General features: G+C 69.8%; 13 protein-coding genes. 6 read left to right on the top strand and 7 right to left on the bottom strand.

From position 1 onward, the window contains the following. Position 1: 1 nt before the first annotated feature. The gene (locus G6N16_RS11590; RefSeq protein WP_083030583.1) at positions 2-424 is read left to right on the top strand and encodes a nuclear transport factor 2 family protein; all 423 of its coding nucleotides are present in this window, start codon (positions 2-4) and stop codon (positions 422-424) included. Between the two features lie 30 nt (positions 425-454). On the opposite strand, the gene G6N16_RS11585 is transcribed toward G6N16_RS11590, so the two are convergent. Beyond that, complete coding sequence (locus G6N16_RS11585; protein ID WP_322790456.1) at positions 455-1,054, bottom strand: Rv2576c family protein; 600 nt, start codon at positions 1,052-1,054, stop codon at positions 455-457. A gap of 137 nt (positions 1,055-1,191) precedes the next feature. On the opposite strand from G6N16_RS11585, the gene G6N16_RS21800 reads away from it, so the two are divergent. Together G6N16_RS21800 and G6N16_RS11575 are read left to right on the top strand one after the other, a co-directional pair. Next, positions 1,192-1,719 carry a hypothetical protein gene (locus tag G6N16_RS21800; protein ID WP_234805826.1) on the top strand — a complete coding sequence of 176 codons (528 nt, stop codon included), beginning with the start codon at positions 1,192-1,194 and terminating at the stop codon, positions 1,717-1,719. After that, positions 1,716-2,945 carry an FAD-dependent oxidoreductase gene (locus G6N16_RS11575; protein WP_083030582.1) on the top strand — a complete coding sequence of 410 codons (1,230 nt, stop codon included), beginning with the start codon at positions 1,716-1,718 and terminating at the stop codon, positions 2,943-2,945. The genes G6N16_RS21800 and G6N16_RS11575 overlap by 4 nt, the downstream gene beginning before the upstream one ends. 4 nt (positions 2,946-2,949) lie before the next feature. Here G6N16_RS11575 and hisS read toward each other — a convergent pair whose 3' ends face one another. Then, positions 2,950-4,209, bottom strand: a complete 1,260-nt coding sequence (gene hisS, locus G6N16_RS11570; protein ID WP_083030581.1) for a histidine--tRNA ligase — start codon at positions 4,207-4,209, stop codon at positions 2,950-2,952. Continuing rightward, a complete protein-coding gene (locus tag G6N16_RS11565) occupies positions 4,206-4,844 on the bottom strand; it encodes an MBL fold metallo-hydrolase (protein ID WP_083030580.1) in 639 nt (212 codons plus the stop codon). Before G6N16_RS11565 ends, hisS begins: the two co-directional genes overlap by 4 nt. A gap of 58 nt (positions 4,845-4,902) precedes the next feature. Between G6N16_RS11565 and G6N16_RS11560 the strand changes: the two genes are divergently transcribed. The 3 genes from G6N16_RS11560 to bla all read left to right on the top strand — a co-directional run bounded on the left by G6N16_RS11560 (position 4,903) and on the right by bla (position 8,041). Next, positions 4,903-5,796, top strand: coding sequence for a peptidylprolyl isomerase (locus G6N16_RS11560; protein ID WP_083030579.1), 894 nt, complete (start codon positions 4,903-4,905; stop codon positions 5,794-5,796). Between the two features lie 65 nt (positions 5,797-5,861). Next, a complete protein-coding gene (locus tag G6N16_RS11555; RefSeq protein ID WP_083030578.1) occupies positions 5,862-7,136 on the top strand; it encodes a SecDF P1 head subdomain-containing protein in 1,275 nt (424 codons plus the stop codon). After that, entirely contained in the window at positions 7,133-8,041 is a 909-nt protein-coding gene (gene bla / locus G6N16_RS11550) for a class A beta-lactamase (RefSeq protein WP_083030577.1), read from the top strand. Before G6N16_RS11555 ends, bla begins: the two co-directional genes overlap by 4 nt. 249 nt (positions 8,042-8,290) lie before the next feature. Here bla and G6N16_RS11545 read toward each other — a convergent pair whose 3' ends face one another. The 4 genes from G6N16_RS11545 to G6N16_RS11530 form a co-directional block, all read right to left on the bottom strand. Beyond that, positions 8,291-9,886, bottom strand: a complete 1,596-nt coding sequence (locus G6N16_RS11545) for an HNH endonuclease signature motif containing protein (RefSeq protein ID WP_163787859.1) — start codon at positions 9,884-9,886, stop codon at positions 8,291-8,293. Positions 9,887-10,329: 443 nt separating this feature from the next. Beyond that, entirely contained in the window at positions 10,330-12,714 is a 2,385-nt protein-coding gene (locus G6N16_RS11540) for a RelA/SpoT family protein (protein WP_083033886.1), read from the bottom strand. Positions 12,715-12,783: 69 nt separating this feature from the next. Next, positions 12,784-13,308 carry an adenine phosphoribosyltransferase gene (locus G6N16_RS11535; protein ID WP_083033884.1) on the bottom strand — a complete coding sequence of 175 codons (525 nt, stop codon included), beginning with the start codon at positions 13,306-13,308 and terminating at the stop codon, positions 12,784-12,786. Beyond that, on the bottom strand, positions 13,305-14,951 hold the full coding sequence (locus G6N16_RS11530) for an ABC transporter substrate-binding protein (protein WP_083033881.1): 1,647 nt from the start codon (positions 14,949-14,951) through the stop codon (positions 13,305-13,307). Before G6N16_RS11530 ends, G6N16_RS11535 begins: the two co-directional genes overlap by 4 nt. Positions 14,952-14,954: the final 3 nt, after the last annotated feature.

The raw sequence follows: 14,954 nt of genomic DNA, 5'->3' as shown, positions 1-14,954 counted from the left end.
GATGACCGAGACCGCCGTCCGCACCGCGTTGGAAGCATCACAGGCATCGTGGGCGGCGGTGAGTTCGGGTAACCGCGAGGCGTGGTTGGCGCTGATGGCCGATGACGTCGTGATCGAGGACCCGATCGGGCCCGCCCCGACCAACGCCGACGGCAACGGGGTGCGCGGGAAGGCGGCGGTCGCCGAGTTCTACGACACCATCGTCGGCAAGTCGAACACCCAGATCGTCTGCGAGGAGACGTTCCCGTCGTCGTCACCGGCGGAGATCGCGCACATCCTGGTGCTGAGCAGCCAGTTCGAGGGCGGGTTCCGCAGCAAGGTGCGCGGCGTGTTCACCTATCGGGTCGACGACGCCGGTCTGATCACCAACCTGCGGGGCTACTGGAACCTCGAGGTCATGGAGTTCTCCCAGCCCGAGGGCTGACGGAACCCGAGCGCTAACGGGCCCGGTGGCTCAGGCGGGGGCGCCGCCCACCGCAGCGGCGTCGCCAGCGGCCGGGACTGCGTCGGCGGGAGTGGCATCAGCCGGAGTGGCCGCCGCCGGGGCCGCGTCCGCCGGGATGGCATCGGCTGGGGTGGCATCAGCCGGAGTGGCCGCCGCCGGGGTGTTCTGCTGTGCCGCCGGCGCGGCGCCGCCGACCCAGTTCTTGAGGTCGCAACGCGGGTTGTAGTCGGCGCTGTTGTGCACCGCGGACTGGCCGTCGACGGAGATCTCGCAGGTCGCCATCGGCGCCGGGCGCCCGCCGTGGGTGGTGCTGGACACGGTGAAGATCGCCCAGGTCGGGTCGGACAGCGTGGTGTCGAAGGTCCAGGTCTGGCCCGGGGCCAGATCGATGGACTCGTGCTTGAGGTACTTGTAGGCGTCGGCGTCGTAGGCCTGCTTGCTGGGCGGCTGACTGGCCAGGTAGTAGAGGTCGAAGGTCGCGCCTTCGGCCTGGGTCAGCGTGTACCGGATCTGGTGTTCGGCCGGATCAGCCGCGGCAACACCCGGAACCAGAGCAACCGATGCGGCCGCCGCGAGCACGGTCAGCCCTACCTTGCGTGCAATTCCCATGTTCCTCATATAGCCCGACGCTACCCCAGCGTTACATCCGGCGTCAGATCGTCGGGGTACGGTCGGCGGCCCCGGTTGGCGGTCCGGTTGGCGGGGTCCCGCCCCGCGTACGGCCGTGCAGTGGCACGCTGTCGTGCATGACCGATGCGTCCCCGCCCGCCGCCGACATCCTCGTCAACACCGGGGGGCTGGTCGTCACCGACGACGGGCGCAAGGTCGTGCTGCTGGACCGCGGCACCGGCCTGCTGAGCAACCTGATCGTGGTGGTGGCCCTCGCCACCCTCGCCGCGATCGGCGTTGGTGTCTGGAATTTGGTCAACTACAACCCGGGGCCGGGGTGGGGGCTGGTCGCCGCCGGCGTGGTTCTCGCGTTGATCACCAACAAGGTCGTGCTGACCTACCGAACCCGCCGCAAGGCCCCGCTGCCGGAACGGCGCACGGTGGCGGTGCTCGATCGCAAGCTGAACCTGTTCAGCTACTCCGGTGGTGCGATCACCGCCCTCGACCAGGTGAGCTTCATCCGCCGCCCGCAACTGAACTCGACGGCGGCCAAACTCGTCGCGCTGACGCCCGGCGGCAAGAAGGTGCTGATGCGCGGCTACCGGCTCGACGGCGGCATCGGGCGCACCGACGAGCTGCTCAACACCATCGCACAGGGCCGATGACGGCGACCGGGGTCGCAATCGCCGGTGGCGGACCGGCCGGGATGATGGCGGGGCTGATCCTGGCTCGGTGCGGCGTCGAGGTCACCGTCTTCGAAAAGCACGCCGACTTCCTGCGCGATTTCCGCGGCGACACCGTGCACCCGTCGACCCTGACCCTGCTCGACGAGCTGGGCCTGTTCGAGCGGTTCGACGCCATTCCGCACTCCCGGTTGACCAGCATGGAGGTGCCCTTCGGCGACACGATGGTGACGCCGGTCGATTTCGGCCGGCTGCATGTGGCGCATCCGTACGTGGCGATGGTGCCGCAATGGGATTTCCTGAACCTGCTGGCCGCCGCGGGCGCCGAGGAGCCGCGCTTCCACCTGCGGATGAGCACCGAGGTGACCGGCCTGCTGTTCGAGGGATCTCGGGTGGTCGGGGTCACCTACCGCGGGCCCGACGGCGACGGCGAACTGCGCGCGGAGCTGACCATCGCCGCCGACGGCCGAACCTCGCTGCTGCGCGCCGACGCCGCTCTGGTGCCGCACGACTACCCGGTGCCCTTCGACGTGTGGTGGTTCCGGCTGCCGCGCACCGGCGCCGGCGAATACTCACTGCTGCCGCGCACGATGCCCGGGCGCGCGATCATCATGATTCCCCGGGTCGGCTATTTCCAGATCGCCTACCTGATCCCCAAGGGCGCCGACGCGGCCCTGCGCGCCCGGGGCCTCGACGGGCTCAAAGAGGAGCTGGCGGTGCTGGCACCGGAGTGCGACACCGACGGCCTCACCGACTGGGACGCGGTCCGGTTGCTCAACGTGGAGCTCAACCGGCTGCCCCGCTGGCATCGCGAAGGCCTGCTGTGCATCGGCGACGCCGCGCACGCCATGTCACCGGCCGGCGGAGTCGGCGTCAACCTCGCCATTCAGGATGCCGTCGCCGCCGCGACGCTGCTGTACCGGCCGCTGCTCGAGCATCGGGTGACCGCGCAGGATCTAGCGGCCGTGCAGCGACGCCGCCGGCTGCCCACCGCCGCGATCCAGTCGGTGCAGCGGATCCTGCACCGGGGACTGCTGGCACCGGTACTGGCCGGCCGCGACCTGGCCGCACCCGGGCCGCTGGTCGGCGCCGTCGCGGCCCTGCTGCGGCTGGTTCCGGCGATCTCCGTGCTGCCGGCCCGACTGGTCGGCGTCGGCCTGCGCCGCGAGCACGCGCCCGAATCCGCGCGGCGACCCGCCGCACTTTGATGCGTTAGAGGCGGGCCAGCACCACGGCGACGACCTCGTAGACCGGTACGTCGATCTGCTCTCCGGTCGCCAGCAGTTTCACGCCCACGGTCCCGGCCTCGATGTCGCGATCCCCGGCGACCAGCGCGATCGCCGCGCCCGAGCGGTCGGCCGCGCGCATGGCGCCCTTGATCCCACGATCGCCGTAGGCCAGATCCACCCGGGCCCCCGCCGCGCGCAGCTCCGCGCCGATCCGGGCCAGTTCCAGCTTGGCCGCCGCACCGAGCGGCACCCCGAAGACGTCCACCCGCGCCGCCGGCGCCGGATCGACGCCCTCGGCGCGCAGCGCCAGCAGAGTGCGGTCCACCCCGAGCCCGAAACCGATGCCGGAGAGTTCCTGGCCGCCGAGCTGTGCCATCAGCCCGTCGTACCGGCCGCCGCCGCCGATCCCGGACTGGGCGCCCAGCCCGTCGTGCACGAACTCGAAGGTGGTCTTGGTGTAGTAGTCCAGGCCCCGCACCATCCGCGGGTTGATGACGTAGGGCACCCCGAGGGCATCGAGGTGCGCGCGCACGGTCTGGAAGTGTTCGGCGGCCTCGTCGGAGAGGTGGTCGAGCATCACCGGGGCGGCGGCGGTCAACTCGCGCACCTCGGGCCGCTTGTCGTCGAGCACGCGCAGCGGGTTGATCTCGGCGCGGGCCCGGGTCGCATCGTCCAGCGGCAGCGAGAACAGGAACTCCTGCAGCAGGTTGCGGTAGGCGGGCCGGCAGGTGTCGTCGCCGAGCGAGGTGAGTTCCAGCCGGAACCCGGTCAGGCCGAGTGCGCGGAACCCGGCGTCGGCGACGGCGATGACCTCCGCGTCCAGGGCCGGGTCGTCGACCCCGATGGCCTCTACCCCGACCTGTTGGAGCTGGCGGTAGCGGCCCGCCTGCGGGCGTTCGTAGCGGAAGAACGGTCCGGCGTAGCAGAGTTTGACCGGCAGCGCGCCCCGGTCCAGGCCGTGCTCGATGACCGCGCGCATCACCCCGGCGGTGCCCTCCGGGCGCAGCGTCACCGAGCGGTCGCCGCGGTCGGCGAAGGTGTACATCTCCTTGGAGACGACGTCGGTGGATTCGCCGACTCCTCGGGCGAACAGCGCGGTGTCCTCGAAGACCGGCAGCTCGATGTCGCCGTAGCCGGCGCGCCGGGCGGTGGCCAACAGGGTGTCGCGCACCGTGACGAAGACCGCCGATTCCGGGGGCAGATAGTCCGGGATGCCCTTGGGGGCCTTGAAGGTCTGGCTCACAGCAAATCCTTGAGGTGCGGGTTGACGCGGCGTTCGGCGCCGATGCTGGTACTGCTGCCGTGGCCCGGCATGACCACGGTCTTCTCGTCGAGCACCATCAGTTTCGCCGCGACGGCGGCCACCAGGTCCGGGTCGGGGTCGCCGGCGCCGTCACAGTCGTGCCCGACAGCGCGGAGAAGCAGGGTGTCACCGGAAAACACTACGGGTACCGGGCCTTCGTCGGTGTCGGCGGTCACCCGGTAGGCCACCGAGCCGGGGGTCGGCGACCCGAGGTGCGCGACGCTCACCTCGACACCGCCGATGTCGAGCTGTTGGCCGTCGGCCACCTCGCGGACGTCGTCGGGCTCGCCGTAATCGCCTTCGGCGAGCAGATCGCGGTCCCCCCGGTGCAGGTAGACGGGGATATCCCAACCGGCGGCCAGATCGTAGGCGGCAGCGGCGTGGCCGGGCCGGGCGTTGGTGAGCAGGACCGCGGCAGGCGCCCAGTCGTTGGCGGCGAAGTAGTACTCGCAGGTGCCGACCGCGTCGTCGCCCGGATCGACCACCAGCACCGGCCCGGAGGCCGCCTGCGCGACCAGGTAGCAGTTGGTGTCGAACAGTCCGGTGGCGAACCCCGAGATCAGCACGTGGCTCATCCTCGCACTCGCCGCACCCGCGACCGCGGATGGGCACGGGGCTGGCAGACTCGTCGGTATGCCGACCAATGAGCAACGACGTGCCGCGGCCAAGCGCAAGCTGGACCGGCAGCTGGAACGCCGCGAGGCCAAGGCCAAGCGGCAACGAACGCTGGCCATCGGGGCGGCCGTGCTGGCCGTGGTGGTGGCGGCCGTCGCCAGCGGGACGTTCTGGTGGCTGCACCGGGAGGACAACCCGGGCAACAGCGCCGAGGTGGACCCCACCACCGTCGCCGAGGCGACCGCCAACGCCGAGCCGGAAAACGCCGGGACCGGGTCCCTGCCGAAATTCACACCGTCGGCGAACCTGGGCGGCAACTGCCAGTATCCCGCCACGGTGAAGGAGTCGGCGGCCAAGGCGAACAAGCCGCCGCGTACCGGCAAGGTGCCCACCGACCCGGCCCAGGTCAGCGTCAGCATGTCGACCACCGCGGGCAACGTCGGGTTGATGCTCGACAACGCGAAGTCCCCGTGCACGGTGAACAGCTTCGTCAGCCTCGCCCAGCAGGGCTACTTCGACGACACCCCGTGCCACCGGCTGACCACCAGCCCGAGCCTGTCGGTGCTGCAGTGCGGCGATCCCGGCGGCACCGGATCCGGCGGTCCCGGCTACAAGTTCGGCAACGAGTACCCCACCGACCAGTACCCGGCCGGCAGCCCGAACCTGGACAAGCCGGTGACCTACCCGCGCGGCACCCTGGCCATGGCCAACGCCGGTCCGAACACCAACGGCAGCCAGTTCTTCCTGGTGTACAAGGACTCGCAGCTGCCGCCGCAGTACACGGTGTTCGGCACCATCGACGAGACCGGTCTGGCCACGCTGGACAAGATCGGCGCCGAGGGGACGGCGAACGGCACGCCCGACGGCAAACCCAAGACCGACGTGAAGATCAAGTCGGTTCGCGTCGACTGAGCTGCGCGGTAGCCGACGAGGCTGCGCGGTGACCGACGAGGCGCGATGACCAACGGGGGCGTGCGATGACCGACGAACGACCAGATCCGCCGGCGGGATATCCGCCGCCGGGGTTTTCGCCGCCGGCTCCCGTCCCGCCCGGGTACCCGGGCGCCGGTCATCCCGGTGCCGGGTATCCCCCGGCAGCCCACGGCGGCACGGAGTATGGCGGCGACCCGATCTACCCGCTCTCGACGCGGCCGTCGTGGCTGCGGCGCTATCTCGGCACCGTCGCAATCATCGCACTGGCAGCGCTGTACGCGACCGTGGTGCTGGCCACCGCGGATCGCTGGGCTGGGACGCCCGGGCAACCCGGAGTGCAGCTCACCTTCAGCACGGCGACCGCCGACGGCAGCGCCCCGACCGAGGACGCGCTGCAACAGACCGCGACGACGCTCGGCCGGCGGATCGCCGATCTGGAGCTGCCGCATTCGGATGTCCGGGTCGACGGCACCACGCTGACGGTGATCGCTCCCGACGGCAGCGCCGAGGCAATCGCGCGGGTGATCCCCACCGGGCGGCTGTATATCCGGCCGGTGGTGCATACCTATCCGGTGACCGACGATTCGAGAGCACCCGCGGACCAGATCGGTAGCGGCAGCGGCATCGACCGCGTCGAGCTGATTCAGCAGTACAAGAAACTGCGCCAGAGCACCAACCCGCTGACCCTGTACCTGGCCGCCCAGGTCACCGCGCAACTCTGCGGTCACGACGACCCGCTGGCCGGCAACGACGACCCGGCGCTCCCGCTGGTGGCCTGCGCGAAGGACGGCAAGACCGTCTACATCCTCAAGCCGTCGATCATCTCGGGCACCGATGTGGTCGCGGCGACCTCGGGGTTCGACCAGCAGTCCGGCGAATACGTCGTCAACCTGAAGTTCAATGGCAACGCCGCGGTGGTCTGGGGCGACTTCACCGCGGCCAACCCGGGCATCCAGACCGCCTTCGTGCTGGACTCACAGGTGGTCACCGCACCGATGATCCGGGAGGCCATCCGCGGCGGCACCACTCTGGTCAGCGGCTCGTTCACCGCGACAGACGCGAAAGAGCTCGCGTCTACCCTGAGCACCGGTGCCCTGCCGCTGATGTTGATCGAGCAGTCGACACAGCCGACAACCCTTGCCGGCCAACCCGCTTCGGCTCCGCTGCGGTACACGCTGGTGGGAGCCGGGGTGCTCATCGCCCTGATCGCCGTCGGCGTGCTCGTGACGATCGTGCGCCGGAGGCCACGACTGCCGGCCGACGGTCCAGTCGCCATGGCGGACAACTGGTTCCCCGCGCCTGGACCGTCGAGCGGTTGACAACGTCGCGCCGCGCCGTCCTCACCGGAGTCCTCGCGGGCATCGGCGGAGCGGTTCTCGCGTGCACCCCAAGCCGGCCAGACTCCCCCGGCTCGGACGCCGGCGCAGCCGATCGGGCCACTGCCGAACTCGGCGCGTTGGAACGGCGATTCGGCGGAAAGCTCGGGTTATTCGCCCTCGACACCGCCAACGGATCCACGGTCAGTCACCGCGGTGACGAACGCTTCCTGATGTGCTCGACGGTCAAGACCTTCATCGCTGCGACGGTGTTGCACCGCCGACTGACCGAGGCCGGTCTGCTGGACCGCACGATTCACTACACCCCGGCCGACATCCTGGAGTGGGCCCCGGTCACCGCGACCCACCTGTACGACGGGATGACGGTGGCCCAACTATGCGAAGCCATGATCACCCAGAGCGACAACACCGCCGCGAACCTGCTCATCGCAACCCTCGGCGGGCCGGCAGTAACCCAGGAGTTCGTTCGAACGCTGGGCGACAACATCTCCCGCATGGACCGCAACGAAACGGCGTTGAACTATCCCGACGGCGACAAGGACACCTCTACCCCCGCGCAGCTGGTTTCCACCCTTACCCGAGTAGCTCTCGATGACGGTTTGGATCCACACGGACGCGAGCTGCTGACCGGCTGGCTCAAGGCGAATACCACCGGCGGGGAGACGATCCGAGCCGGGGTTCCGGCGAGATGGACAGTCGGTGACAAAACCGGCAGCGGTTTCGCCGGACAGGCCAACGACATTGCCGTCCTCTGGCCACCCGACCGAGCACCAATCGTCATCGCGGCACTCACCGCTCCCGACGACCGGGCGTCGGACCAGGGCAAGCCAACCATCGCCGAGGCCACTCGCATCGCGCTGCGCGCGCTGGGCACCGAGCCGGCCTGATCCCGTAGCAGCTTTCCATCCGCTGCGGGGTGGCGGGTGTCGGCTCGGTGTCTGGTGTTTTCCGGCCCGGCTCCCGCCTGTGGCGTTTTCTCTGTGGAGTTGTCAAGGTTCAGCGGTTATTCGTATTCGGGTGTGGGAGAGCATCTTCGGTTGAGGGTGAGCATGTTCAGTTGTGTTGGATCGGTTTCCCGGCGGGGCGCTGTCGGGGGGTGCGGTCTCGCGGTTGCTGCTATCACTGCCCGAGGACGGTTACGCCGCGGCGGGGAGCGCCGTGAGGGTGCGTCGGGTGTGGGAGCGCAGGTGCTCCCGCGGGCGGTTGGGGTGGGCCGGATCCGGGGGCGGGATGAACCAGGGGTGCCGGTCAGTGCCGAGGTAGACCTGCCAGCCGTAGTGGTGAATCATCGTGTGGTGGCGCCGGCACAGCAGCACGCCGTTATCCAGGCTGGTCACCCCGTCGGGGTCCCACGGGCGGATATGGTGGCCGTCGCACCAGGAGGGGTGGCGTCCGCAGCCGGGGAAGGCGCAGCCGCGGTCTCGGGCGATCAGGGCGCGGCGGATGTGCGGCGGGAACAACCGTTGGCTGCGCCCCACGTCCAGTGGGGCGCCGTTGCCGTCGACATGAATCACATCCAGGGTGCAGTCACAGGTGATCAGGTCCGCGGTGGCCGCGCTGATCGGCCCGGTGTACCCGAGCATGTCGACGAACTCGTCGGACCATCCGGCGCTGGGATCGGGGCCCACATACGGGTCGGCGGGACGGTGGCCACACAATTGCCCGCCGTCACCGGCGGCAACCGGTGTCACGGCGGGTATCGGACGGATCAGCGAGACGTGGGGGAGCACTCCGCCGGAGAGGGGTCGGGTGGATCCGGAGAGGTAGTCGCGCAGCAGTTGGCCGAACCCGTCGGCGCGGCGCCGACTCGGTGGGCGGGCATCGCGGGAGCCGTCGGGTTCTGCGACGGGGCGGCACAGCGGGTCCAGGGCGGCGAGTAGTTCCTCGCCGGTCACCACGTCCAGATCCAGGGTCGCAGTGACCCGGCCTTCGTCGTTGTGGGTCAGCGTCATGGTGTTGAGGTCGGCGTTCTCGGCTACCGGCACCCCAGCGTCGGCATCAGGGTCGGTGCCGGTGGCACCGGCCGCTTGCTGTGCCCGGACGCGGGCGATCGCGATGCCGCGGGCTCTACGGTTGACCTCCGCCGGGGTGGACTGCACCATCAATTTCCTGATGACCTCGGCCGCGTCGGCGTCGGTCAGTTCGATGCGGCTGCGGATGTGGGACAGGCCTTTGCCGACCGCGTCGGCGAACTCCACCCCCACCCCACCGACCCGCGCGGCTCGGGTCAGGGCGGGCAGTTCGGGGACGGCGCGGCCCACGCGGGCCAGCCGGTAGGCCGCCGCCGGGGCCATCCCGAGCCCGGTCAGCAGATCCGCCCCGCAACGCAGATGCCGCCGCGTCGGGATTCCGGCGCGTTCGGCCGCTACGGTCGCGGTGGCGAGTAGGTGGTGCAACAGATTCACCGCCGCCACACCGGTTTTCAGCACCGCCAGCAGCCGCGGCTCATCAACCACACCCGCAGGGGCATCCAACAGATGAAATAGCGTGCGGCCGCCGCCGTGGTGGCTCTCGGTGGCGTCGCGGTCGATGTCGGCACCGGCGGCCGTCGCCGCTGGGACCGGGATACAGACCGGCGGCGCGAGCCCGACCGAACCCGCAGCCCCGGCCGGCACCGAAACCGGCACCGGGGCAAGCTGATCGATGAGCCGATCGACAAACCCGTCGAACTCATCCAGAAACACATCGAGACCAACGGCAGAACCCGTCACCTCGCAAACCGCAGCAGTCATCACGACCACCCGAACTTCCCCGACCGGCGCACACGGTGCGCGTATCGGGGTGAATAGTGCAACGGCTCCGATCATCCACCCCGATGCGGGACGGTCGAGCCTGGCGATGACGTAGCGCGGGCGTAGCCTCCACGGAGGCGGTTATTCGAACTTGCTAGCTATTCTACTCCCTGAAATGTCATCGTCAACACTTTTTTCAAACTAGTTTTCGATTGGTTGTCGGTGGACGGGACTACCGTTCACGACATGAGGACCACGACGATATTTGGCGCACACTCGCCAAGACACTCGGCGCGCTCCCCTCCGGACGCGACGGGTAGCAGGCGACCCACCACACTGCCGCCCTCCTCGCCCGAACTCACTACGCTCGCACGGGCTTCGTCAGGCGACCCACCGCACTGCCGCCCTCCTCGCCCGAACTCACTACGCTCGCACGGGCTTCGTCAGGCGGCGGAGGTCACGCGGTAGACGTCGTAGACGCCCTCGACGTTGCGCACCACGTTGAGCACGTGGCCCAGGTGCTTCGGGTCGCCCATCTCAAAGGTGAAGCGGCTGATCGCCACCCGGTCATCGGACGTGGTGACCGACGCCGAGAGGATGTTGACCTTCTCGTCGGCCAGCACCCGGGTGACGTCGGACAGCAGCCGGTGCCGGTCGAGCGCCTCCACCTGAATCGCCACCAGGAAGACCGAACCCGGTCCCGGCGCCCACTTGACGTCGATGATCCGCTCGGCCTGCTGTTGCAGCGCAGCGGCGTTCGTGCAGTCGGTGCGGTGCACGCTGACGCCGCCGCCGCGGGTCACGAAGCCCAGGATGGCGTCGCCGGGAACCGGGGTACAGCACTTCGCCAGCTTCGTCAGCGTGCCCGGAGCCCCGGGGACGGCGACACCGGTGTCGTCGTTGCTGCGCTGGCGCACAGGGTAATTCGACGGCGTTGACCGCTCGGCGATCTCGTCGGCCGCGGCGTCGTCGCCGCCGAGCAGGGCCACCAGCCGCTGCACGACGTGCCGCGCGGAGATGTGCCCCTCCCCCACGGCGGTGTAGAGCGCCGACACGTCGGTGTAGCGCAGCTCACGGGCGAGGGTCGCCATCGACTCGCCGTTGAGCAGCCGCTGCAACGGCAGTCCGCCGCGGCGCACCTCCCGGGCGATCGCCTCCTTGCCGGCCTCCAGCGCCTCCTCGCGGCGCTCCTTGGCGAACCACTGCCGGATCTTGGCCTTGGCCCGCGGCGAGACGACGAACCCCTGCCAGTCCCGCGACGGCCCGGCATTGGGCGCCTTGGAGGTGAAAACCTCGACGACCTCGCCGTTTTCCAGCTTGCGTTCCAGCGCGACGAGACGGCCGTTGACCCGCGCGCCGATGCACCGGTGCCCCACCTCGGTGTGCACCGCGTAGGCGAAGTCCACCGGCGTCGACCCGGCCGGCAGGTTGAACACGTCGCCCTTGGGCGAGAACACGAAGATCTCGGCCACGGCCAGGTCGTAACGCAGCGACTCCAGGAATTCGCCGGGGTCCGCAGCCTCCCGCTGCCAGTCCAGCAGCTGCCGCATCCAGGCCATGTCGTCGATCTCGGCGGACGCGTGCGGGTGCAGAACGTTGTTGCGGCCCTTGGCCTCCTTGTACCGCCAGTGCGCAGCGATCCCGTATTCGGCGGTGTGGTGCATATCGCGCGTGCGGATCTGCACTTCCAGCGGCTTGCCGTCGGGGCCGATCACCGTGGTGTGCAGCGACTGATACACCCCGTAGCGGGGCTGGGCGATGTAGTCCTTGAACCGGCCGGCCATCGGCTGCCACAGCGAATGCACCACACCGACGGCGGCGTAGCAGTCCCGGATTTCGTCGCACAGGATCCGCACCCCGACCAGATCGTGGATGTCGTCGAAGTCGCGGCCCTTGACGATCATCTTCTGGTAGATCGACCAGTAGTGTTTGGGTCGGGCCTCCACTGTGGCGGTGATCCGCGAGGCGGCCAGGGTGGCAACGATTTCCGCCCGCACCTTGGCCAGGTAGGTGTCCCGCGACGGCGCCCGGTCGGCCACCAGGCGAACGATCTCGTCGTACCGCTTGGGATGCAGAATGGCGAACGACAGGTCCTCGAGTTCCCACTTGACCGTCGCCATCCCCAGCCGGTGGGCAAGCGGGGCAATGACTTCCAGCGTCTCCCGGGCCTTGCGCGCCTGCTTCTCCGGGGGCAGGAACCGCATGGTGCGCATATTGTGCAGCCGGTCGGCGACCTTGATCACCAGCACCCGGGGGTCACGCGCCATCGCGATGATCATCTTGCGGATGGTCTCGCCCTCGGCGGCGCTACCCAGCACCACCTTGTCCAGCTTGGTCACCCCGTCGACGAGATGACCGATCTCCTCACCGAATTCGGCGGTCAGCTGCTCCAGCGAGTACCCGGTGTCCTCGACGGTGTCGTGCAGCAGCGCGGCGACCAGCGTGGTGGTGTCCATGCCCAGCTCGGCGAGAATGTTGGCCACCGCCAGCGGATGGGTGATGTAGGGATCGCCGGACTTGCGCAGTTGTGAGGCGTGCCGTTCCTCGGCGATGTTGTAGGCGCGCTGCAGGATCGCGACGTCGGCCTTGGGGTAGATCGTCCGGTGCACCGTGACCAGCGGTTCCAGCGCCGGGTTGAAGGCATTGCGCTGGGCGGTCATCCGCCGGGCCAGCCGCGCACGGACCCGCCGAGAGGCGCTGGTGGCGGCCCGCAAGGGCTCGGTCGGCTCCGCGGGGGTCGCAGCGGTGGCCGGTACCGGCTGGTCCAGGACGTCCGGGGGCACAGCCGACGAGTCGGTATCGCTCATCAGCGCGGGATCATCGCTCATGCCCACCTCCCGTCACAAGAACCGGCGCGGCTCCAGGATATTCCCTCCCGGGCGGTCACCGCGGAGCGCCTAGACCCGGGCCAGGCTGTGGACCGGCAGTGGAGCCACCGCGGCGCGCCCGTCCAGCGCCGTCAGCTCCAGCACCACCGCGGCGCCGGCCACCGCCGCGCCGCAGGTCTGCAGCAACCGGACGGTGGCGGCCACCGTTCCGCCGGTGGCCAGCACGTCGTCGATGATCCACACCCGGCGCCCGGTCAGATCGATGCCTTCGGCGGGGATCTCCAGGACGGCGTTCCCGTATTCCAGCCGGTATTCCTCGCGGAACACCGGTGGCGGTAGCTTGCCGCCCTTGCGGACGGCCAGTATCCCGACGCCGAGCCGGGTCGCCACCGCCGCACCCAGCAGGAAGCCCCGGGCGTCGATCCCGGCGATCAGGTCGGCGCCGGCACCGATCTCGGCGAGCGCGTCGGTGACCGCGGCCAGTCCGTGCCGGTCGGCCAGCAGCGGGCTGAGGTCGCAGAACTGCACACCCGGCTGCGGGAAGTCCTCGACGGTTCGGGTCAGCTCGACGATCAGCTCGCCAACATCGCTCACTTGGTGCGCTGCCAGCGGTCCATGTTCCAGCCCGCGCTCCACCGGGTCGGGTTGGGTGTCACGGCCGACATTTTCGGCGACGTGATCAGCAGTCGCTGCAGTCGGTACAGCGGCAGGGTCGGCATGTCGGTCCACAGGGCCACCGCGCCGTCGTGCAGCAGCCGGGACTGCTCCTTGGGGTCGGAGCTGACCGCCAGAGCAGCGACGATGCCGTCGATCTTCGGGTTGATGTAGCGCGGCAGATTGTTTCCGTTGGCGCTGTGGAACTGGTAGGCGTCGAACACCGAGGATCCGGTGGAGCCGCCGCCGGTGGAGCCGCCGGTGCCGGCCAGCAGCGCGTCGATGCGGCCCTCGGACAGGCTCTGCGGCCCGATATCGTCGCCGGCCGCGTCCTCGACGGTGATACCCGCCGGCTGGCAGGCCTTGGCGATGTCGCCGACGACGGCCGCCAGCCGGGCGTTGGGTGTGCGGTAGCCGATCCGGACCGGTAGCGGCTGCCCACCGATCGACGCGCGTGCCGCCGCGGGGTCCGAGCCACCGAACGGCGCGGCCTCGGGCACGTTCTCCATGGCCGCCAGCGCGTCGTCGGTCGCCGCGTCGAGCCGCGCGTTGGACACCGGCGTCTCGGCGTCGCGGGCGATCTCGTCGCGCGGGGTGCACAGCGCCAGAGCCCGCCGGGCCGGAATCACCGACAGGACGCCCACCGGCGCGAAAATCAGCTGCTGGATGCCCGCCGATGCCGACTTGAGCTGGGTGTAACCGTCGGGCACGGTCAACGTGCCCGAGGACCCGGCCGGTACGTCGATGACGTCGACGGTTCCGGCGTCGAGCCGGTCCTGGATCTCGGCGGCGCGCGGCCAGACGGTGATCTGGTTGGTCACCGGCTTGAGCCCCCACCAGCGGTCATTGGCGACCAGCACCACCGAGCCGTCGTCGCGGACGGCGTCGATTCGGTACGGGCCCGACGACGGGAACGCCTTGAGGTCGACGCCCGGGTGCAGGGCCCAGGTGGTGTTCCACGCCCGCGCGACCTCGCCCATCCGGGTGACGTCACCGGACTGCACGGCCTCGACGATGCCGTAGCCCAGGGTGTCGGCCAGAATGTGCGACGGCATCATCGACGTCGCCGAGAACAACTGCATGTAGTCGACGAAGTTGCGATCGTTGATGAACGCCACCCGCGCCTTTTTCTGGCCGGGCTGGCAGTCCACGCTGGCCACATCGCCGTAGCCGGCGCGGCTGGCGGCGTCGAAGTCCGGGAACCGGCCGGATTGGGCGGCCCAGGCCAGGACGAGATCGTCGCAGGTCACCGGGACACCGTCGGAGTAGACCGCGTTCTCGGCGATCTGGTAGTCGAGGACCAGCGGAGCCCGTCCGACCACCGACACGGTGCCGAAGTCGTGGTCGGCGATGATCTGGCCGTCGGGCCCGTGGTAGCCGAAACCGGTCAGCACCCGGGCGAACGCCTGCGGCCCCGCCGAGGCCGCGCCGGCGACGGTATTGGTGTTGTAGGTGTCCAGCGGTCCACCCACGACGTACTCGATCTCCCCGGCGTTGCGGCCGCAGCCGCCCAGAACCGCGGCGACCAGCGTCAGGGCCAGCGCAGTGGCAACGGCACGGCGGCGGGTTCTCCCGAGGAGCATCGG

The organism is Mycolicibacterium insubricum, assembly GCF_010731615.1.
In the GTDB taxonomy this organism is placed as follows: Bacteria; Actinomycetota; Actinomycetes; order Mycobacteriales; family Mycobacteriaceae; genus Mycobacterium; species Mycobacterium insubricum.
Note: the sequence above shows the minus strand (reverse complement) of the source record. Positions and strands in the feature narration are given on the sequence as shown.

Bases quoted from the DNA above. Each gene is read 5' to 3' on its own strand.
- G6N16_RS11530 (WP_083033881.1), bottom strand. From the start codon at position 14,951: ATGCTCCTCGGGAGAACCCGCCGCCGTGCCGTTGCCACTGCGCTGGCC.
- G6N16_RS11545 (WP_163787859.1), bottom strand. From the start codon at position 9,886: ATGACTGCTGCGGTTTGCGAGGTGACGGGTTCTGCCGTTGGTCTCGAT.
- G6N16_RS11575 (WP_083030582.1), top strand. From the start codon at position 1,716: ATGACGGCGACCGGGGTCGCAATCGCCGGTGGCGGACCGGCCGGGATG.
- G6N16_RS11585 (WP_322790456.1), bottom strand. From the start codon at position 1,054: ATGGGAATTGCACGCAAGGTAGGGCTGACCGTGCTCGCGGCGGCCGCA.
- G6N16_RS21800 (WP_234805826.1), top strand. From the start codon at position 1,192: ATGACCGATGCGTCCCCGCCCGCCGCCGACATCCTCGTCAACACCGGG.
- G6N16_RS11540 (WP_083033886.1), bottom strand. From the start codon at position 12,714: ATGAGCGATGATCCCGCGCTGATGAGCGATACCGACTCGTCGGCTGTG.
- G6N16_RS11560 (WP_083030579.1), top strand. From the start codon at position 4,903: ATGCCGACCAATGAGCAACGACGTGCCGCGGCCAAGCGCAAGCTGGAC.
- G6N16_RS11555 (WP_083030578.1), top strand. From the start codon at position 5,862: ATGACCGACGAACGACCAGATCCGCCGGCGGGATATCCGCCGCCGGGG.
- G6N16_RS11590 (WP_083030583.1), top strand. From the start codon at position 2: ATGACCGAGACCGCCGTCCGCACCGCGTTGGAAGCATCACAGGCATCG.
- G6N16_RS11565 (WP_083030580.1), bottom strand. From the start codon at position 4,844: ATGAGCCACGTGCTGATCTCGGGGTTCGCCACCGGACTGTTCGACACC.